This is a genomic window from Intestinibacillus sp. NTUH-41-i26 (assembly GCF_032769475.1).
GTDB lineage: Bacteria > Bacillota > Clostridia > Oscillospirales > Butyricicoccaceae > Agathobaculum > Agathobaculum ammoniilyticum.
Genome location: NZ_CP136477.1, coordinates 1,337,983 through 1,357,264, shown reverse-complemented (window position 1 = coordinate 1,357,264; position 19,282 = coordinate 1,337,983). Strand labels below are relative to the sequence as shown.

Annotated in this window: 18 protein-coding genes; 7 read left to right on the top strand and 11 right to left on the bottom strand. The window is 59.7% G+C overall.

Going from position 1 to position 19,282, the window contains the following annotated elements; genetic code table 11:
- Positions 1-256 precede the first annotated feature (256 nt).
- Positions 257-3,988: a phosphoribosylformylglycinamidine synthase gene (locus RX717_RS06935; RefSeq protein WP_107630608.1), complete on the top strand. Its 3,732-nt coding sequence runs from the start codon at positions 257-259 to the stop codon at positions 3,986-3,988.
- A 57-nt stretch (positions 3,989-4,045) separates the two neighbouring features.
- Positions 4,046-4,453, top strand: a complete 408-nt coding sequence (locus RX717_RS06930) for an acyl-CoA thioesterase (protein WP_054326259.1) — start codon at positions 4,046-4,048, stop codon at positions 4,451-4,453.
- Positions 4,454-4,493: 40 nt separating this feature from the next.
- On the opposite strand, the gene RX717_RS06925 is transcribed toward RX717_RS06930, so the two are convergent.
- The 6 genes from RX717_RS06925 to rpsT form a co-directional block, all read right to left on the bottom strand.
- Positions 4,494-5,312 carry a MerR family transcriptional regulator gene (locus tag RX717_RS06925; protein ID WP_054326258.1) on the bottom strand — a complete coding sequence of 273 codons (819 nt, stop codon included), beginning with the start codon at positions 5,310-5,312 and terminating at the stop codon, positions 4,494-4,496.
- A 129-nt stretch (positions 5,313-5,441) separates the two neighbouring features.
- Positions 5,442-6,539 (bottom strand): S-layer homology domain-containing protein, encoded by a 1,098-nt coding sequence (locus RX717_RS06920; protein WP_159068030.1) that lies wholly within the window; start codon positions 6,537-6,539, stop codon positions 5,442-5,444.
- A gap of 143 nt (positions 6,540-6,682) precedes the next feature.
- Complete coding sequence (locus tag RX717_RS06915; protein ID WP_107630610.1) at positions 6,683-7,594, bottom strand: CPBP family intramembrane glutamic endopeptidase; 912 nt, start codon at positions 7,592-7,594, stop codon at positions 6,683-6,685.
- A complete protein-coding gene (locus RX717_RS06910) occupies positions 7,591-8,247 on the bottom strand; it encodes an SdpI family protein (protein ID WP_107630611.1) in 657 nt (218 codons plus the stop codon). Before RX717_RS06910 ends, RX717_RS06915 begins: the two co-directional genes overlap by 4 nt.
- Positions 8,231-8,515, bottom strand: a complete 285-nt coding sequence (locus tag RX717_RS06905; protein ID WP_107630612.1) for an autorepressor SdpR family transcription factor — start codon at positions 8,513-8,515, stop codon at positions 8,231-8,233. The genes RX717_RS06910 and RX717_RS06905 overlap by 17 nt, the downstream gene beginning before the upstream one ends.
- A 227-nt stretch (positions 8,516-8,742) precedes the next feature.
- Positions 8,743-9,006: a 30S ribosomal protein S20 gene (gene rpsT, locus RX717_RS06900; protein WP_054326254.1), complete on the bottom strand. Its 264-nt coding sequence runs from the start codon at positions 9,004-9,006 to the stop codon at positions 8,743-8,745.
- 213 nt (positions 9,007-9,219) lie between these two features.
- Between rpsT and gpr the strand changes: the two genes are divergently transcribed.
- The 5 genes from gpr (at position 9,220) to RX717_RS06875 (ending at position 14,228) form a co-directional block, all read left to right on the top strand.
- The gene (gene gpr, locus RX717_RS06895) at positions 9,220-10,107 is read left to right on the top strand and encodes a GPR endopeptidase (protein WP_054326253.1); all 888 of its coding nucleotides are present in this window, start codon (positions 9,220-9,222) and stop codon (positions 10,105-10,107) included.
- A 76-nt stretch (positions 10,108-10,183) separates the two neighbouring features.
- Positions 10,184-11,245: a stage II sporulation protein P gene (gene spoIIP, locus RX717_RS06890; protein WP_159068031.1), complete on the top strand. Its 1,062-nt coding sequence runs from the start codon at positions 10,184-10,186 to the stop codon at positions 11,243-11,245.
- A 46-nt stretch (positions 11,246-11,291) separates the two neighbouring features.
- A complete protein-coding gene (locus RX717_RS06885) occupies positions 11,292-12,749 on the top strand; it encodes a spore germination protein (protein WP_107630614.1) in 1,458 nt (485 codons plus the stop codon).
- A complete protein-coding gene (locus RX717_RS06880) occupies positions 12,746-13,384 on the top strand; it encodes a Ger(x)C family spore germination protein (RefSeq protein WP_054326249.1) in 639 nt (212 codons plus the stop codon). The genes RX717_RS06885 and RX717_RS06880 overlap by 4 nt, the downstream gene beginning before the upstream one ends.
- Positions 13,377-14,228, top strand: coding sequence for a hypothetical protein (locus RX717_RS06875; protein ID WP_054326248.1), 852 nt, complete (start codon positions 13,377-13,379; stop codon positions 14,226-14,228). Before RX717_RS06880 ends, RX717_RS06875 begins: the two co-directional genes overlap by 8 nt.
- Before the next feature lie 47 nt (positions 14,229-14,275).
- Here RX717_RS06875 and RX717_RS06870 read toward each other — a convergent pair whose 3' ends face one another.
- From RX717_RS06870 to RX717_RS06850, 5 genes are all read right to left on the bottom strand, one after another.
- Entirely contained in the window at positions 14,276-15,355 is a 1,080-nt protein-coding gene (locus tag RX717_RS06870; protein ID WP_107630615.1) for a PepSY domain-containing protein, read from the bottom strand.
- A gap of 29 nt (positions 15,356-15,384) precedes the next feature.
- Positions 15,385-16,206: a PepSY domain-containing protein gene (locus tag RX717_RS06865; RefSeq protein ID WP_054326246.1), complete on the bottom strand. Its 822-nt coding sequence runs from the start codon at positions 16,204-16,206 to the stop codon at positions 15,385-15,387.
- Between the two features lie 89 nt (positions 16,207-16,295).
- A complete protein-coding gene (locus RX717_RS06860) occupies positions 16,296-17,672 on the bottom strand; it encodes a sensor histidine kinase (RefSeq protein ID WP_054326245.1) in 1,377 nt (458 codons plus the stop codon).
- Positions 17,669-18,343 (bottom strand): response regulator transcription factor, encoded by a 675-nt coding sequence (locus RX717_RS06855; RefSeq protein ID WP_054326244.1) that lies wholly within the window; start codon positions 18,341-18,343, stop codon positions 17,669-17,671. The genes RX717_RS06860 and RX717_RS06855 overlap by 4 nt, the downstream gene beginning before the upstream one ends.
- Before the next feature lie 109 nt (positions 18,344-18,452).
- Positions 18,453-19,277 (bottom strand): TraX family protein, encoded by an 825-nt coding sequence (locus RX717_RS06850; RefSeq protein WP_107630617.1) that lies wholly within the window; start codon positions 19,275-19,277, stop codon positions 18,453-18,455.
- Positions 19,278-19,282 lie beyond the last annotated feature (5 nt).

Below are 19,282 nucleotides of genomic sequence, written 5' to 3'. Positions count from 1 at the left end.
TTCCGCCGCTCCCCCTTTGATTTTATTATACCGCATCCGGCGGGTTTTACAAGACCTGATACGCGCGAGTTTCAAAGAAAACCGGAAAGCAAATTCATCGCTATTTATCCGGTTGGGATTTGTCCGCGCAGCAAGGATATACAGAGAAAACCCTGAATTCCTCCGGAATTTGTCGCCCTCACCGATTGATTTATACGGGTAAAACAGGTAAAATAGATAGTATCTTGTTAAGAATAAAAAGAGAGGACACGATACCATGAGCGTCAATCGTTGTTATTCCGAAAAAAAGCCCGGCTTCGACGTTGAGGCGCGCAGCCTGTTCGCCAGCCTGCACGACCTGCTGGAGATCAAAGGGCTGACCCACGTCCGTTATCTCTGCCGCTACGATACCGAGGGCCTCGCCCCCGAAGCCTATGAAAAAGCCAAGGGCATCGTCTTTTCCGAGCCGATGGCGGACGTGTGCTACGACGAGAACTTCCCCCGTCCGGCGGGCGCTCATACCGTGCTTGCGGTCGAGCCGCTGCCCGGCCAGTTCGATCAGCGCGCGGATTCGTGCGCGCAGTGCATCCAGCTCCTGACCGGCGGCGAGCGGCCGGCGGTTTCCGCGGCAAAAATCTATGTATTTGAAGGCGCACTGACCGACGCGGACATGGATAAGATCCGCGGCTACCTCATCAACCCGGTCGAGGCGCGCGAGGCTTCGATGGACAAGCCCGCGACCCTTAGGGTCGAATATGCGATCCCGACCACGGTCGCCTCGGTCGTCGGCTTTATCCATATGGACGAGGCCGCGCTCTCCGACCTGCTGGCGAACATGGGGCTTGCCATGGACTTGGACGACCTCAAGTTCCTGCAAGCCTACTTCCGCGACGAGGAAAAGCGCGACCCGACCATCACCGAGGTGCGCATGGTGGACACCTACTGGTCCGACCACTGCCGTCACACCACGTTCCTGACCGAGATTGACGGCGTGAAGATTGACGACCCGATGGTGCAGGACGCATTCGACCGGTATCTCAGGGCGCGCGTCGAGGTCTACGGCGAGGAGAAGGCAGCAAAGCGTCCGGTCACCCTGATGGACATTGCCACCGCAGGCGCAAAGGTACTCAAAAAGCGCGGCTACCTCAAGAATCTCGATGAGTCAGAGGAGATCAACGCCTGCTCGATCAAGGTCAAGGCGCTGGTGGACGGCCGCTATGAGGACTGGCTGCTGATGTTCAAAAACGAGACCCACAACCACCCGACCGAGATCGAGCCGTTCGGCGGCGCGGCGACCTGCCTCGGCGGCGCGATCCGCGACCCGCTCTCCGGCCGTTCCTATGTTTATCAGGCCATGCGCGTGACCGGCGCGGGCGACCCGACGGTGCCGCTCTCCGAAACACTCGAGCACAAGCTGCCGCAGCGCAAACTGTGCCAAACCGCGGCGGCGGGCTATTCGTCCTACGGCAACCAGATCGGCCTGGCTACCGGCCTGGTGCATGAGATCTATCACCCGGGTTATGTAGCCAAGCGTATGGAGATCGGCGCGGTTGTCGGCGCGGCCCCGCTGGAAAACGTCATCCGCGAGGTACCCGAGGCCGGCGATATCGTCATCCTGCTCGGCGGCAAGACCGGCCGAGACGGCTGCGGTGGCGCCACCGGCTCCTCCAAAAAGCACACCGAGGAATCGCTTGAAACCTGCGGCGCGGAGGTGCAGAAAGGCAACCCGCCGGAAGAGCGCAAGATCCAGCGCCTGTTCCGAAACGGCGAGGTCACCCGCATGATCCGCCGCTGCAACGACTTCGGCGCGGGCGGCGTGTCTGTCGCGATCGGCGAACTGGCGGACGGGCTGGACATCAATCTGGATGCTGTACCCAAGAAATATGACGGGCTGGACGGTACCGAGCTGGCGATTTCCGAATCGCAGGAGCGTATGGCGGTCGTCGTGCGTGCGAAAGACGCGGATGCGTTCATCGCCGCCGCCGCAAGGGAAAACATCGAAGCGGTCGCCGTGGCGACGGTCACAGACAAAAACCGCCTGTGCATGACTTGGAACGGAAACACCATTGTCGATATTTCCCGCGGCTTCCTAAACACCAACGGCTGCGCCAAGCATGTGACCGCCGAGGTCGCCGCCCTGCCTGTGCCGTCCATCGCGTGTGTACCGGAGGGCCAGACCGAAAAGGAAAAGCTGTTAAACCACGCTTCCACTCTCGGTATCTGCCTGGAACGCGGCCTTGTCGAGCGGTTTGACGGTTCGATCGGCGCAAACTCGGTGTTCATGCCGTTTGGCGGCAAGTACCAGCTCACCCCGGCGCAGGTCATGGCCGCGACCATGCCCGCGCTCTCCGGCCAGTGCGAAACTGCCTCCGTGATGGCGTTCGGCTTCGACCCCTACTACACCGAGCGCAACCCTTTCCTCGGCGCGTCGGCGGCGGTGATCGAGTCGGTCGCCAAGCTGGTGGCGGCGGGCTGTGACTTTGAGACCGCCTACCTCACTTTCCAAGAATATTTTGAGCGGCTGGGCAAGGATCCCAAGCGCTTCGGCAAGCCGCTTTCCGCGCTGCTCGGCGCATACAACGCGCAGGAGGAGCTGTGCCTCGGTGCAATCGGTGGCAAGGACTCCATGAGCGGTTCGTTCGACGATATGGACGTGCCGCCGACGCTGGTTTCCTTTGCGATCGCCCCGCAGGACGCGTCCCGCCTGATCTCGCCCGAATTCAAGGCTGCGGGCCACCCCGTCTACTTCTTTGACGCGCCGTATTTCCAGGACGGCTCGCCCGATTACCAGACCATGAAGCACGTCTGGAACGAGGTCGCGAACCTTATCGCCGCCGGCAAGGCGGTATCCGCATGGGCTCTGTCCGTGGGCGGCATCGCCGAGGGCGTGGGCAAGATGGCGCTCGGCAACCAGATCGGCTTTGCGTTTGATGAGTCATTCCCCACCGAAGCGCTGTATCTCAAGAACTTCGGCGGCATCCTGATCGAAGCGGCGGAGGATCTACCCGCTTACTGGCTGGTCGGCCGCACGACGGACGACGGCGCGGTCACAGTCGCGGGCGAACGCGTGCCGCTGGACGAGTTGACCGCGGCGTTCGAGAGCCGCCTGGAGAGCGTGTTCCCGACCCGCGCGGACGCGGCGGACGAGCATCTGGCCAAGGTATCCTGGACCGAGCGCAGCTGCAAGGCCCCGACAGTCAAAACCGCCAAGCCCCTTGCCGTTATTCCGGTGTTCCCCGGCACGAACTGCGAATATGACACCGCGCGCGCGGTTGAAAACGCGGGCGGCGCGGCCGAGATCGTTGTGGTGCGCAACTTCTCTGCGGATGCGTTGCACCAGTCCGCCGAGCAGCTTGAGCAGGCTGTCCGCCGCGCGCAGATGGTCATTCTTCCGGGCGGCTTCTCCGGCGGCGACGAGCCGGACGGCTCGGGTAAGTTTATCGCCTCGTTCCTGCGCAACCCCGCTATCAAGGATAGCATCCACGAGCTGTTGCAAAAGCGCGACGGCCTGATGCTCGGCATCTGCAACGGCTTCCAAGCGCTCATTAAGCTCGGCCTTGTCCCCTACGGCGAGATCCGCGACGAAATGACCGGCGACGACCCGACGCTGACCTTCAACCTGATCGGCCGCCACCAAAGCTGCTATGTCACCACGCGCGTGGCCTCGGTCAAGAGCCCGTGGCTGTCTGCCTGCGCGGTGGGCGACCTGCATTCGATCGCGGTGTCGCACGGTGAGGGCCGCTTTGTTGCCCCGCAGCATGTGATTGACAGCCTTGCGCAGAACGGGCAGATCGCGTTCCAGTACACCGACCTGACGGGCGAGCCTTCCATGGACATCGCTTGGAACCCGAACGGCTCGCTATGCGCGATCGAGGGCATCACCAGTCCGGACGGCCGCGTGCTCGGCAAGATGGGCCACACCGAGCGTTACAGCCCGTTCGTCGGCAGAAATATCTACGGCGAAAAGTACCAGCCGATCTTTGCGGGCGGCGTGCAATACTTCAAGTGATAGCAACCGGAAAAGCGCCCCGCAAGGGGCGCTTTATTCCCAAAAGGAGCGTTTTCCATGACCCCCTATGAACACAAGGTCCAATATTACGAGACGGACGGTATGGGTATCGTCCATCACTCCAACTATATCCGCTGGTTCGAGGAAGCCCGCGTCGACCTGCTCGAACAGCTCGGTTACGGATACGACCGCATCGAGGCCGAGGGCTTCGGCAGTCCGGTGCTCGAGGTCTGCTGCAAATACAAAACCATGGCGCATTTCGGAGATATGGTGTCAATCTCCGCGCATATCATCGAATACAACGGCGTCCGTATGGCGCTGCGGTATGAGGTGCGCGACGCGCAGACCGGCGAGTTGCGCTGCGAGGGAGAAAGCCGGCACTGCTTTATGGGGCGCGAGGGGCGTCCCGTCTCGCTGAAGCGAAGCTGGCCCGCGCTCGACCGGGTATTTGCCGCACAGTTATAAGAAGCAAGCAGCCGCACCTACCGGTACGGCTGCTTTTCTTTTATGCCCCCTTTTTGCGGACCGGATAGCACACCTCGGTCACCAGTTCATCCGGATTTTGCGTTTCGTTCGGGCCGACATGATAGATCGAGAACGACAGCCCATCAAACACATATCCATTGTCCCGTACCCATGCCGCAACCGCGGCGTTCACCTCGCTGATCTTTTCGTAGCTTCCCGTGTAAACGGCGGAAGCCATGAAAACCGGCGGCACTGTCTTGAATTTGACATGCTCCGTATCCTGATACCTGCCCTTGACCGAATACTGTATCTCCACGTCCACATCGCGGTCCCGATATTCCGTATCATGGTATATGCCCACCGCGCAGCACGGGCCGTCCGGCTGCAGCCCCAGCGCGGCGGTTTCTTTCATCAGCGTATGCCACAGCCGTCCCTCATAGCTGTACGCCGGCAGGATATCCCGCACGCTCGCGACATATCTTGCGGGCAAGGTTTTACACGTCACTTCGTATTTCATATTGCATTCATCCTTTCCCAATCGATGCAGCGCGCTTTCCAGCCGTAGAAGCTGGCTGTTTGCCCGCTCCCGTTCCTCAAGCAGCTCTTTTCTCCGCTGGCGGAGCGCGCGCTCCAGCGTCCGCTCCCCACCCCGTATGATTTCTCCGATCAGAGCCACACCAAACCCTATATCGCGCAGCGCCGCGATTCGCGCCGCTTCCACAAGCTGGCACTCCTCATAGTAGCGGTATCCGGATGTTTCATCGATATACGCGGGACAGAGCAGGCCGTTCTCATCATAATACCGCAGCATGCGAATACTGATGCGGGAAAGGCCGGAAAACTCGCCGATCTTTAGCATGGTTATTCTCCTTTCACAGATATCCGTGTCTTTTCTTGAGCTCACGGCCAGTATAGCCCCTTACACCGTGTCAGAGTCAAGCCCTTGAACAAAAAAAGATCCACCGGATTTTTCCGATGGATCTGTTGTTTACGGGCGGGTATAATAAATGACGGTCACTTCTCCGTTTACGATCGAAGGATAGCAGTAGTTATAAATGCTGCCCGTACTGACCGGCGATTTTATCTGATGATAGGGCTGCGACACATCAATTGCCACGCAGCTCGCAGCGACCGGATAAGCGGTAGTCCCCGCTGCCTCTCCGGCCTGATGATTCAGTACAAGCTGGCCGGCAGTATAAACACCCGTTCGATCGATCGGCTGGTTCTCCTCCAGCGTAATATACATCACGCCATTTTCCTGCCGCAGCTTGGAATAGCGCATCAGCTCGCCATAATGGACGGTCGGGTCATAATTCTCAATCACCACGTCGCAGTAGCTCTGCGCGCCGATGCAGACGTTGACAATATCGCCGCGGGCTTGATAGGCTGCGCCGCCGCCCTGCTCGCGCAAATGGGTGGCGCGATACAGCATGACCGCCATCTCCGCGCGCGTGACGTTCATCTTGGGGTTCAGCCTGCCATCCGAGCCGCCGATCACCTTTGCAGCCACCAGCGCACTGACGGAATCCGCTGCATACACGGCAACCTGGCCGGCATCCGAAAAGCCCGAGAGCGTTCCAGCACTCAGGTCGAGCTGGGTGCGGTCGATCGTGCGCTTGAGAAATACCATCGCGTCCTCGCGCGTCATGGGCCGGCTGGGCAGGAAGCGGTTATCCGCTGTCCCGTTCGCCACGCCAAAGGCCTTGGCCGCTGTCACCGCCTTGCTGTAATAGGCATCCTGCGGCACATCGGCAAAGCTTCCCTGAGGCGCGATCGCACCGCTGTCCAACGCCTCGCTCATGCCGTACGCCCGATCCAGCATAACGATGAAATCCGCGCGTGTGATAGAGTTGCCCGGATAGAACAGATGGTTCCCGCCGCCCTTGACAACGCCGTTCATTGCCAGCGTATCGATTTCGCGGTGAGCCCATGCGTAGCCCTCTGCAACATCATAAAAATAAACCGAGTGATCGGGCAAATACGCATAGGTCTTTGTGTTGTCCGTCGCGAGCGCCGCAGTCAGCACGCTCACCGCAACGACGGCAACAAGCAGCAGCAACGCTGCCAGCTTACGCGTTCTTGTCATAATCTTCTCCTTGCTGTAAGGTTGAAAACATGGGTTGTATTCACCACCCATGCAAACTTACTGCAAGATTATAACACATTGCTCCCCACTTGACAAGTTATAACTTGACTAAAAATGTCACATCTGCCTTTGTTACCAGCTTTTCACGCACCATTTCCCGCTATTTTCCCTGCATTTTCCCCAGATGGACGACATTTTACAGTCAGCCAGGCCGCCGCGGCAAGGAGCAGCGGCACTCCGCCCACCAGTCCAGCCACCGTGGGGCCCAGCAGGCGACTTCCAGCCTCGGCCGAGGGCAGGAACATCATCGGCGCCGAAATCATTGCATTCAATCCGCCATGCGCCAGTGCGGCGGGCCAAATGCTGCCGCAGCGTTCTGTCAGCGCATGCAGCAGCGTGCCGACAGCCGTACAGAACACACACATCATGACGACCCCCATCCACGGAAATCCCGCATAATCCAGACCATAATTGTGGCCGCGCACCGTCATCGGCGCATGCCACACGCCCCAGATAACCCCGCCGAGCAGGCAGGCCGGCACTGGAGCCAGGCGGCGCCGCAGCGCTGGATAGAGCAGCCCGCGCCAGCCAAGCTCTTCTCCCGCGCCGGCGGCCACGTTGAGAAACGGCCCCATAAAAACCGCCACCGCGATCTGCAGTGCTGCCATGCCGCGAATCTGGCCATTCGAATAAGCCTGCGCCGCCGCACCGCTAAACGCGCGCATATATCCCATTGAGGGATCAAACTGGCTGCGGAACAAGCCAAAATACAAAATGCCTCCCAGCAGCACCGCCAGCGCGGGCGCGAACCAGGCCGTCAGATACCAGCGCCCGTTCCCTTGAAAGCGCGGGTGCAGCGGCAGGTCCAGTCCTCCCTCTCTTCGGGTTACTATCCATACCGCCAGCACGCCTGCGGATGGGCCGAACATTCCCAGCCCTGCCGCAGCCAGCTCCGCAACAGGCGTCCCCATCACAACCGGTCCGCTGATGCCAATGCTCCAAAACGTCCATGTCAGCCCGAAGGTCGTGACCAAGTAAATCAGGATGCGTTTCATGCCCGCCCCCTTTGCTCCGCGCGGAACCACAGGTAGCTCAGCACGGTCGGCACCAACGCCGCCAGCAGCAGCGGCCCGAACAGCAGCGCGATCCGCGCCGTATTATTGGGTATAAACGCGCCCAGCAGACCGACCACGCCTGCCGCGAAAAACATGCGGCCGCCAATGCGGTGTGTGCGTGTCCATACCGCTTCACTGGACAATGTCCACGGATTTTTGATGCCGCAGTACCAATTCATGCGGATTTTGGGCATCATATTCCCCACATACACCATGACCAAGCTGACCACCAAACATACCGCCATCGCCACATTGACCGTACCCGGGCGCAGTCCCTCAACCACACAGATGCCGTTCATGATAATCAGGAACAGCATCATCATGAGCTGGAAGCCGATATAGGACCCGAAAAACTTATTATAATTGCGTCTCTTCGGGTCGAGCGCCGGCATACCATAGAACAGCGCCGCCAGCAACGGCGACAGGCCCGCAACCAGCCACAGGTGCCACTTCGGCTCATAGCCCACCTCGCCGCCGAAATCCCAGCTCATTGGGATCCGCGCCGGTAGCCTGCTGTATACCGCCGCGGCCAGTACCAGCGGCACCAGCGCCAATATCCAGACAAAAATTTGGGCTTTACCGATTTTTTTCATGCTTATCTCCACCTTTCAATGCCGTGACCCATTCCAGGATCTCGTCGACCACAGACATGTTGAGTTCATAGTAGATGTACTTTCCCTGCTTATCGTCCAGCACCAGCCCCGCGTCACGCAGAATCGACAAATGGTGCGAAACCGTCGCTCCGGAAACCTGAAAATGGGCCGCGATATCACCCGCCGCCATCGGACCCGCGCGCAGCAGCGCGAGGATATCCCGCCGGATCGGGTCGCTGAGCGCCTTAAAGCTTTTTTGGAACCCCATTCCCGCACACCTCTTTCCGGCGCATAGCCGCGCCTGCATTTTATTTAGATAATTATCTAAATAAAAGATACTATCCCTTCTTCAAGATGTCAAGCATTATTTTGATATTTTTCTAAATGATTGTCCGCAAGGCTATTTCCCGGCAATCATAACCACCGGCTTAGCCGGTGGTTCTCGCTTACAATAAAAAATCCCAAGGCAAAAGCCTTGGGATTTTGGAAGGCAGGTTACGCCATGCCGTTGAGCTTAACGGTCATCTTGCTCTTTTTGTTGGCCGCGTTGTTCTTATGCAGGAGGTGCTTGGCAGCCGCCTGATCAACCGCCTTGACAGCAGTCGTATAAGCAACAGTCGCTTCCGCCTTATCGCCAGCAGCAACGGCCGTATCGAACTTCTTCAGCGTGGTCTTGAGCGCGCTCTTCGCCATCTGGTTGTTCATCGCCTTGACAGCGTTCACCTTGACGCGCTTCTTTGCAGACTTGATGTTGGGCATTCCGAAAACACCTCCTTTTTTCTCTATTCGTCAGTAGTTCTATTCTACCATCAGTTTTTTCAAATTGCAAGCATTTTTTCCTCTTTTTCGAATTTTAATTCTCCCACCCGCTTTCCCTCACTGACAGCGGCGCCCCGACGCCGCCCTTTCTTCCCGCGCGCCCTGTATAAAACCGGCCGCCTCTCGCAAACTACAAAAAAAGGAGGGAGCGACATGTCTTTTCGCACAGACCTTGCGGTCGAGGCGATCGAAAACATGGATCAGGCCGCTGATCACCAGCAGGTCAGGCAAACCGAACGTACGCTGGAGGGCTTTTCCGTCAATGAGGTAGAGATCCGCACCGATCATGCGGCACGGGAGATCGGCAAGCCGCGCGGCCGGTACCTGACGCTGGAGTTGGACGCGCTGATCCGCCGTGAGGAGGACGCATTCCCCCGCGCCTGCCGCGCACTGAGTACGCTGCTGCGCGAGCTACTTCCCTCCCAAGCTCCGGACGGCCCCGTTCTGGTCGCCGGACTCGGCAACCGCATGATCACGCCGGACGCGATCGGCCCGCAGGCGGCCGACCATGTGATCGCCACACGACATCTGGTCGAACAGGTACCCGATGTGTTTTCTTCCTGGCGTCCGGTTTCCGCGCTGGCGCCCGGTGTCCTGGGACAAACCGGCGTTGAGACGGGCGAGGTGGTTTGCGGCGTACTCGACCGTATCCGCCCCTCGGCCGTGCTCGCTATCGACGCGCTAGCGGCCGGACGCCTCTCACGCCTGCTGCGCACGGTGCAGCTTGCGGACACCGGCATCACGCCGGGAGCGGGCGTGGGCAACGCGCGCGCCGCGCTGAACGAACAGACGCTCGGCGTGCCGGTCATCGCCATCGGTGTGCCAACCGTCGTAGATGGCGCGACGCTCGCGCACGAGATCGCGGGGCAGCTCGGCGGGCCGACCTGCGAAGCGCTGGAAGACCTTTCCCGTCCCGTGATGATTACCACGCGCGATATCGACCGCGAGGTCGCGGATATCTCCCGTATGATCGGCTACGCGGTCAACATGGCTCTGCACCCGCATCTCACCGTTTCGGATATCGACCTGTATCTGTCCTGAAACAATCGTCACGATTCGGTCATACTCGCACGTTGCCGCGCGTATGATAGAGACAAGACTTAGGGAGGTGGCGGATATGAGAAGACGTAGACACAAACACCAGCGGCGGGGCGGCATACAGCTTTCCGCCGCTGTCGCCCTGTGTCTGGCCGTATCGCTCCTGATGTTCGCCCGCGCGGGCGGCGAGGAGTTGGCGCAGCAGGCACTCGACCGCTTGGCCGGCAACACAGGCTTCATCGCCCGCGCCGTTTCCCTCGAGCTTGGCTTTTTTCCGGAAACCACCGAGGTATTCGCCCCGCGCACCGCGGCTGCGGCACGCGACGAACAGGCATCGGACCCGATTGCGGAAAGCGCCTACATCCCGCTGGAGGAGGAAAACGACGCGCCCGTCCTTCACGCGGCCGATAAAGCGGCCACCGTAACGATCAACAACGAAACCTCTTATGAGGTGGATGTCTCCTCCTGTCTCGCGGCCAACACCTCGATCCGTGACAATGGGGAAGGCCCGCAGGTGTTGATCGTACATACCCATGGCAGCGAAAGCTACACGCCCGACGCGGCTTTCCCCTACACGCCAACCGAAACCGAGCGCACAACCGATACCAAATACAACGTTGTACGCGTCGGCGACGAGCTGCAAAAGGTTCTGGAGGCCAACGGCGTACAGGCGGTGCATATCCGCGATATTTTTGATTCCCCCGCCTATTCCGGCTCTTATGACCGCTCCCTCGCCGCGATAGAGGAGGCGCTGACCGAATACCCTTCTATCCAGATCGTGATCGACGTACACCGCGATTCCATTCTGACAGACGATGGACGCGCCTATAAGACCTCCTGTACGATCGACGGAGAGGAAATGGCGCAGTTGATGTTCGTTGTCGGCACGGACGACGGCGGCCTGAACCATCCGGACTGGCGCGACAATCTCAATTACGTCGCCAGCTTACAATATAAGCTCAACCGCACCTATCCCGGCCTGATGCGGCCGGTCAACCTGCGCACCCAGCGCTTTAACCAGCATGCGCGGCCGGGCTCGATGCTGATTGAGGTCGGCTCCTCCGGCAATACGATGCCCGAAGCGCTTGCGGCGATCCGCCTGTTTGGCAAAACGCTGGCCGAGGACCTCACCGGTGCATAAGCTTTCGCGGTTTGGTGCAAAATACCCCTGGCAAAGGGGTGAAGCTATGGATAAAATAACGTTTTCCACCGATCTTGAAACCAACATCCGCCTGATGCAGGCGATTTTCCAGGGAGATAATACCTTTGTGGTCCGGCGTGCCGTAGGTCACAAGGGGCTTTCCTGCGCTGTGTTCTTCTTCGACGGCATGGTCAACTCCATCGCCATCAACCAGAGCGTGATCCGTCCGATCGTTTGCTCGGACTGCAAGCGCGTCTCCGCCGACGAGCTTTCCCAAACCATCCTCCAAATAAACGACAGCCGCGTGGAGACCGACGCCAGCAAACTGTTCGCCTCCTTCCTCTATGGCGACTCGGTCGTGTTCACCGAGGGGGACGCGCGGCCAGTCGTGGTCAATACCAAGGGTTTTTCCGTCCGGTCCGCCTCCGAGCCGGAAAACGAGCGGGTGCTTTCCGGCCCGCGCGAGGGCTTTACCGAGTGCTTCATGCCCAACCTTGCGCTGATCCGCCGCCGGCTGAACGATAAGCGCCTGAAATTCACCTTCCTGCGCGCGGGCAGGCGCACCAATACGGTCGTCTGTCTCTGCTATCTGTCCGGCGTGTGCGAACAAAAGCTGGTCGCGCACCTGCGCCGCAAGCTGGAAGAGCTTGATATCGACAGCGTGCTGGATGCCAACTACCTGGCCGAGCGTATTCGGGACCACCGCTGGTCTCCTTTCCCGACGCTGGGTACGACCGAGCGGCCGGATGTCGTGGCCGCCCGCCTGCTGGAAGGGCGCTGCGCGCTCGTGGTGGATGGCAGCCCTGTGGTACTGACCGCACCGTTCCTGTTTCAGGAATGCTTTCAGTCCAATGACGACTACTATATCAGCTTTCTACAGGCCAACCTCTCACGGGTACTGCGCGTCCTGGGTTTTTTCTTTACGATCGCCTTTCCCGCGGTCTATGTCGCGCTGATGCTGTACCATCGGGAGCTGGTACCCGCCCGCCTGCTGTTCGCGGTTTCGGCCGCGCAGCGCGGCGTGCCGTTGCCGATCGGCTGGGAGACCCTGCTGCTGTTGCTGGTGCTGGAAGCGCTCAAGGAGGCCGGCGCGCGCACCCCCGGCGCCATGGGGCAGACCATGAGCATCGTCGGCGGTCTCGTACTCGGACAAGCCGCCGTATCCGCCCGTTTCGCCGCCGCCCCCACCGTCATTGTCGTCGCTATCGCGGGCGTGACCGGATTGATGGTCCCCAAGCTGCAGGCCGCTGCGCTCTGGCTACGCTTTGCCCTGTTGGCCGCGGCGGCCGCCTACGGCCTGTACGGCGTGGGGCTTGCGCTTGCGCTCATTCTTGCCTGGCTCTGCCGCATGCACTCCTGCTCCATCCCGTATCTGCTCAATCTGGTCCCACGTATCCGTTCCGAACAGGAGGACGCCTGGCTCCGCTCCCCCTGGTTCTTTATGCGGTATGATCGTTTTCCGGTCAAACGAAGCCGAAAATCTGCAAAGGGGGACAATCCTTGAAAACCGTTCGAAACTTGCTTTTTCCCTTGCTTTTGCTGCTGCTGTGCGGCTGTTCGCGCGAGGTATCGCCCGTATCGGCTCTGGCGCTCGACCGGATCGACGCGGGCTACCGCCTCACCGCCGAGGTCGTCCGGCAGGACAGCCTGGACGACGCCGCGGCGCCCGCCTATCTTTCCGTTACCGGCCACGACCTGCCTGAACTGGTGCGCAATCTCCGCAACATTCTGCCGGGCGAGCTGTATCTCAGCCATGCGCAGGTGCTTCTGATTTCAGAAGACGTGGCCTCGGAAAGCATCCTGCCTTTGGCGGACTATCTTTGCGAGGACAACAACGTCCGCCTTTCCCTGCGCGTTGCAGTCGTTCGCGGCGGCGCGGCGGATGTGCTGCTGGAAAACGACGACGAGGTCTACGCTCTCAGCGAAATGCTGGACCAGGCCGCGCGCTCCGGCACACTACCCGACATGCCGCTTTACCGCGCCACCGAGGTGCTGCACGCCAACGGCACCGCGATCCTACCCGCGCTGTATCTGGATGAATTCGGCCAGACCGCCCCCGCAGGCACGGCGGTTTTTTCTGAGGAGCGCCTTTCCTGCTTCCTGGATGGCGGCGAGATCGGAGGCGGCGCAGATGCGTGAGCGGCTGTTTCCCCGCTGGGGCGCGGCGCTGTTCGCGCTGCTGCCGCTCAGCGAACTTCTTTATCTGCCGGTCGATGGCCAGACCATGTATGCCGCCGCGTTAGCCAGCCTGGTCTGCGCACTGCTCTGTGCCGGCGGGGCGCGCATCGCGCCATTTTGGTGCCGGTACCGTATATTGCAGTGGGCGCTCGCGCTGTTCGCGCTCTGGCCGCTGACCCAGTCCCTCGCGCGCATGGGGCTTTTCCTGCGGAACACCGTGTTTCCGGCCCGCCCGCTTTGGAGCCTTATTCTGCTTCTGACCGTGTGTACGCTCCTGACCGCCACGACCGGTTTGAACCGGTGCGCCATGTGGGCGCTGCCGGTGGCGTGGGCTGCGGGCGCGGTGCTGGCGCTGTCTGGCATCCTCACGCTCGGCGAGCTTCGTATCAGCTATTGGGAGGCGCCCGCCGCCCCGCTGCTCGGGCAGGCCGGCGCAATCCTCCGTGCCCTGCTGCCTGCAGCGCTAGCGCTTTCTCTTGCGCTTCCGGACGGGCTGGCCGGTGCTGCCTCCCGCGGACTGAGCGCAGGCGGCACGCTGCTCGCGCTGCTTTCCCTGCGCGCCCTCCTGCTGCTCGGCCCGCATACCGCCGCGCTGCTGCCCTACCCCAATTTTTCCGCGGCCGGCTTGGCCGCGATCGGCGATTTTGCACGGCATGGCGAGGTGTTTTTCGCCGTTCCCCTGCTGCTATGCGAGCTGGGACGCTGCGCGGCTCTGGCCTGTGTGCTGCTTCTGCCGGTCACGCACTCCTACGGCGTCCTCCGGCTCGGCCAAGAGGCCGACCGCCCGGCGCACCGGCAGCAATAGATAAAAAGGCAGGGAGACTGATACGTCTCCCTGCCTTTTACCGCTCCTTAATCGTAGATGGATTCCACATCCCATTCGACAATCGAGCCGGTGTTCGCATCGATCGTAAACTCGTACTCCATCTGGTTGTAAATGATCGTTCCCTCGTACTCCCAGCGGCCATCGTCAAAATCCAGCTTGAACTTGTAGATATTGGATGCGCTCGCGCCGGGTACACGGTTCAGCGCGGTCTGCTTGGCGGTGGACTCGCTGATTGATACGCCTGCGCTGGAATTCCCGCTGCCGGAAGGCTGATAGCCCTCCGCATCATAGTCATAGCTGATAATCTTGCCGGTCGAGGCATCGATCTCATAATCGTATTCCAGATAACCGCTGCCGGACCGGACGATGAATTCGACATCGTAAACCCATCGGCCATCGTCAAAATCCTGATAGGCCTTGACAAAGGTGACCTGCGATGCCGTTTTGCCCGCATGGTCAAGCGCGGTCTGTTTGGCCTGCTCCAGCGTTACCGAGCCGGTAGGCTGCGTGGGATTTACGGGGTTGGTCGGCTTTGTGGGGTTAGAGGTATCAAAATCCGTCACGCTGCCATCCGCCGAACCGCCGGAAAGGAATACCGTTTCCGTTGCTTCATTCCAGGAAACCGTTTTCCCCATGATCTCGCCGATCGCGCGGATGGGCAGATAGATAGAACCATTATACAGCGCGGGATCGACCTGTTTGCCATTCACATCATAGAATGTGCGCTTAACCCCATCGATCACAATGGTATAGCCCGGCTCCATGCGCAGAGATATCTCCTGCTCCCTCGCATTCCGATCCGGCGTGCCGGTGGCATCCGGTGTGACGCGCGTGCCGCCGATCGTCGCCGTGCTGGTCGCTTCATCCCAGTTTACATTTTTGTCCATCAGTTCGCCGATCGAACGGATCGGCACATAGGTGGTGCCTGCATAGCTGATCGGGTGGATCTCTTTGCCCTGCGCGTTATAGAATATGCGCTCCACACCGTCGATTTTGACCGTGATATCCGGACTCAGCTCCGCAGACACTGTGTAAGAGCCGTTTGCTGCGCTGGCAGCACCGCAGAGCAGCGCGGCAAGCGTCATCGTGCAGATCAGTTTTTTCATTGTATTGTCCTCCTTTTATTTTTGTTGGTTTAATCAAAAATCGACTCCGCATCCCATTCCTGGATAGCGCCGCTGTAAGCGTCGATTTCAAATTCATATTCCATCCCCTGGTACACGATCTTGCCTTCATAAAGCAGGCGGCCGTCATCATGGTCCAGCTTCAGGCGGATATCCTTTTCCGTCGCCCCCGGCACCTTGGCCAGCGCGATGTCGCGAATCTCTTGCTCGCTTTTCGTCTCTCCGGTCACGCCCTGCTGCCCCGGCCGGTAGTTTTCCGCGTCGTAATCGTAGCTGCGGATGCTTCCGGTTGCGGCTTCGATCTCATAGTCATACTCGGTATTGGTTGACGCAACGTAGAATTCCACCTCATAGACCGCGACGCCATCCTCATAATCCGGCTTTACCCACAAAAACGACGTATCGCTTTCCGCGACGCCGGCGTGGTCGAGCGCAATCTGCTTGGCTTGGTTTTCATCCACCTGCCCCGCGGCAGCGGCCTGCTGACCTGCCGTTGCGGTCTGCTGGCCCGTACCCGTGGTCTGCTGCGCCGAAGCCGCGCTGCTCGATTCAATGACCGTACCCGTCATCGCGTCAATCGCATAGTGGTACTCCCTGCCATTTGCGGTAAAGTCCACCTGATAATAGGAAAGCCCGTTCTTTTCGCCCAGGTTGGCGCCGGAAAAGCTCGCGTTCGCGGTATCGACCTGCGCGTCCGCTGCCGCCATGTTTTTCGCCGCGTCCGCGCCGATATAGTTCATATGAGCGGCGCTTCTTTGCGCGGGCTGCGCACAGCCGGCCAAAGTTGCGGCCAGCACCAGCGAGGCAGTCATAATGGCAAGCTGTTTTTTCATCCTGCTCACACCTTTCGTTTAAGTTCATATACAGCATACCAGCCCAACATTAAAAGAACATTAAAAAAGTGAATTTTTCTGAAAATTTTTCAGCTGGACGTTCCGTCCGCTTCCGGACGGCTCTCCGCAGGAAATCGGAGAGTAAAGCAGCTCCCCTGTCCGGACGCGCTTTCCACCGTGACCGTTCCGCTGTGCAGGGCGGCGATCTGGCGCACCATGGTCAACCCCAGTCCGGTTCCCCCTTCGCTACCGCGCGAAGCGTCCACCTGGTAAAACCGCTGCCATATCTTCTCCTGCTGTTCCTGAGCGATACCGATGCCATCGTCCCGCACAGCGAGCAGAATATCCTTCCTTTCCCTGCGCAGCGTGACCCAGATATGGCCGCCCTGCTTACCGTACCGCGCGGCATTATCGATCAGGTTTTGCAGCAGACGGCTGATCAGCGTGACATCGAAGCAGGCTTCGACCTCCGGCTGGATATCAGCCTGCAGGGTAATATCCTTGGGAAACTCGGGCTGCTCCGTGCAAACGACTTCCACCAGGCTGCTCAGATCCGCCTGCTCAAAGCAGGCGCGCTGCGTCCCCTGCTCCAGGCGGGTCATCTGCAGAAGCTGGCTGATCAGCACGGACATTTTGCCGGCCTGCCGTTCGATCACCTCGATCGCCTGCGCGTACTGCGCGGGGTCCTCCGCGTGCTTGCGGGCATAGTCGCACTGAGCGAGGATGACCGCAGTCGGCGTGCGCAGTTCATGCGAGGCATCCGAGGTAAACTGCTTCTCGGATTCAAAGGAAGCCTCCAAGCGGGCGAACATATTGTCGAACGCCTGTCCCAGACGGCTGATCTCATCTCGCCCGGGCGGCAGCCCAATGCGGCGCGACAAGTCGCGCCCCTCGCCGATCGCCTCCGCCGCTTGGATGATGCGCCCGATTGGCCGGAAGGTCGAGCGCGCGAGCAGATACGCCCCCAGCCCGCTCACCACGACCATCAGCGGCAGGAGCAGCAGCGCGATGCCGACCAGGTCGTCCAGTACATCAGCAATATCGGGCGCGGGCAAGATACCGCGCACCCAGACGCCATCCTGCCATCCGAACGGAAGCCACAGGTCAAGCGCATAATAGCTGTCGTCCACCCCCTGCACCGGTCGGATGGCACCGTTTTCCAACGCCGTCCCCTCTGGAAAAGCCAACGGGAGCTGCCCCGCGAGCAGCGCGCCGCTGTCACTGTATATGACGGTATAAACGCCGTTGTTGGTAAAGGAAAACCCTTCGCTGAATTTTAGGCTACCGTTCTCCCGCGAAATGCCGGACAGGTTGTTCTGCACCGCGCTTGTCAGTTGGTCGTAAGCGTTCTCTGTCACCACCGAGCTGCTGACCGCCACCATGAACCCCAGTACCAGCGTGCTGAGCAGCAGCATGAGCAGCGTGATCCACAGCGTGAGCTTCTGCTTGACGGAAAGATGCTTCACGGCTCCTCCTTTAATATCCAGCCCGCGCCGCGGACCGTATGGAGGAGCTTTTTATCAAACCCTCCGTCGATCTTCTTGCGCAGATAGGTGATATAGACGTCCACCACGTTCGAGCCGCCCGCATAGTCATAATTCCATATATGGTCCTCCAGGCGGGCGCGCGAAATGACCGTCCCCTTATGCTGCATCAGGTATTGCAGGATTGCATATTCCTTGGCAGACAGCCGGATCTCCTTCCCGCCGCGCGTGACCGTGCGGCTGCTGGTATCCACCGTCAGGTCGGCCAGCGTCAGCACGCTGGTTTTCTGCACGCTGTATTTCCGCGTTGCCGCGCGGATTCGGGCGAGCAGCTCGTCAAAATCAAACGGCTTGACCAGATAGTCGTCCGCGCCAAGGTCCAGCCCCTCGATCCGGTCCTGCACACTGTCCCGCGCGGTCAGGAAAATGACCGGCACCGTACTCCCCTGCGCACGCACCGCACGCAGCACGGCATGCCCGTCCTTTTTCGGCATCATGATATCCAGCAGCAGGCAGTCATATTCCGCACCCAGCAGGTTGTCCAGCGCGGCCTCGCCGTCATAGCAGGTATCCACGCTGTAGCCGGCGCGCTCCAGCGTTTGACAGATCAGCCGGTTCAGGTCGCGCTCGTCCTCCGCAACTAAAATACGCATTGCCGCCCCTCCTTATCGTTTCGGCTGAATCTATTATAGTATATTTCTTCCTTTTTTCAAGCCTCCGCCCCACAAAAAAGCAGGATGCTTCCGCATCCCGCTCCCCTTGCTACAGCCGCCCCAGCAGCGAGGCCGCTATTGCAAAAATATATACATGCGCCGGATAATAGAGGTAGAAAAGGTACTTCATGCCCCGCCCCCGCTTTCCGTTATACTGCAGGAGGAACGGCAGCGCCAGCCACATGAAGAAAACCGAAGCAACGACCTCCCAGTCAAAAGCAGCCAGGCATTGCAGGGCGAGTACGATCCCCAGGAACACCGTATAGAAAATCGCAAGCGCCCGTTTGTTATTCCGGCAATAATAAAAGCCTATGCCGATCATCACAATCAGTATGCTGCCCTCGCACCAGATCGGACTGGGTACGAAAATGGTTGCCAGTTGCACTGCCAGCGGCGACACCGGCAAAAGCATCTGCACCGGCACAATGGAAAGCAGAAGCGCTGCCATCGCCAGTATGTACAGCGCCGCGAGGCCGTACCTGCGTCCGCGCAGGGCCTTGCGCGTGTTCTCGATCCACCAAAGGTAAATGACGATAACCGCCATAGTCGTAAAAATGCCGTTCATCACAATCATCCCGCCCGGCAGCGGGAAATAGATATTCACTATGGTATTTATAATATACATCAGCACGCCGCCTATGTACAAACGCAGCAGATACTTCCATCGGCTGTGCGTATGGGCAAAGCCCTCGGCCACGAAAAACACAAAAACCGGCGCGGCAATACGGCCGATTAGCGTCAAAATCAGCGGCATATCGGTTAAGGCCGAGCCGAAATAGTGGATATGGTCGATCGTCATAATGACAAGCGCCATGAGCTTGAGCTGGAAGCCGTCCAGCCCCCGCCGCCGCTCCAGTGATACGGATTGTTCCATGTTGA

Bases quoted from the DNA above. Each gene is read 5' to 3' on its own strand.
- RX717_RS06935 (WP_107630608.1), top strand. From the start codon at position 257: ATGAGCGTCAATCGTTGTTATTCCGAAAAAAAGCCCGGCTTCGACGTT.
- RX717_RS06930 (WP_054326259.1), top strand. From the start codon at position 4,046: ATGACCCCCTATGAACACAAGGTCCAATATTACGAGACGGACGGTATG.
- RX717_RS06925 (WP_054326258.1), bottom strand. From the start codon at position 5,312: ATGCTAAAGATCGGCGAGTTTTCCGGCCTTTCCCGCATCAGTATTCGC.
- RX717_RS06920 (WP_159068030.1), bottom strand. From the start codon at position 6,539: ATGACAAGAACGCGTAAGCTGGCAGCGTTGCTGCTGCTTGTTGCCGTC.
- RX717_RS06915 (WP_107630610.1), bottom strand. From the start codon at position 7,594: ATGAAACGCATCCTGATTTACTTGGTCACGACCTTCGGGCTGACATGG.
- RX717_RS06910 (WP_107630611.1), bottom strand. From the start codon at position 8,247: ATGAAAAAAATCGGTAAAGCCCAAATTTTTGTCTGGATATTGGCGCTG.
- RX717_RS06905 (WP_107630612.1), bottom strand. From the start codon at position 8,515: ATGGGGTTCCAAAAAAGCTTTAAGGCGCTCAGCGACCCGATCCGGCGG.
- rpsT (WP_054326254.1), bottom strand. From the start codon at position 9,006: ATGCCCAACATCAAGTCTGCAAAGAAGCGCGTCAAGGTGAACGCTGTC.
- gpr (WP_054326253.1), top strand. From the start codon at position 9,220: ATGTCTTTTCGCACAGACCTTGCGGTCGAGGCGATCGAAAACATGGAT.
- spoIIP (WP_159068031.1), top strand. From the start codon at position 10,184: ATGAGAAGACGTAGACACAAACACCAGCGGCGGGGCGGCATACAGCTT.
- RX717_RS06885 (WP_107630614.1), top strand. From the start codon at position 11,292: ATGGATAAAATAACGTTTTCCACCGATCTTGAAACCAACATCCGCCTG.
- RX717_RS06875 (WP_054326248.1), top strand. From the start codon at position 13,377: ATGCGTGAGCGGCTGTTTCCCCGCTGGGGCGCGGCGCTGTTCGCGCTG.
- RX717_RS06870 (WP_107630615.1), bottom strand. From the start codon at position 15,355: ATGAAAAAACTGATCTGCACGATGACGCTTGCCGCGCTGCTCTGCGGT.
- RX717_RS06865 (WP_054326246.1), bottom strand. From the start codon at position 16,206: ATGAAAAAACAGCTTGCCATTATGACTGCCTCGCTGGTGCTGGCCGCA.
- RX717_RS06855 (WP_054326244.1), bottom strand. From the start codon at position 18,343: ATGCGTATTTTAGTTGCGGAGGACGAGCGCGACCTGAACCGGCTGATC.
- RX717_RS06850 (WP_107630617.1), bottom strand. From the start codon at position 19,277: ATGGAACAATCCGTATCACTGGAGCGGCGGCGGGGGCTGGACGGCTTC.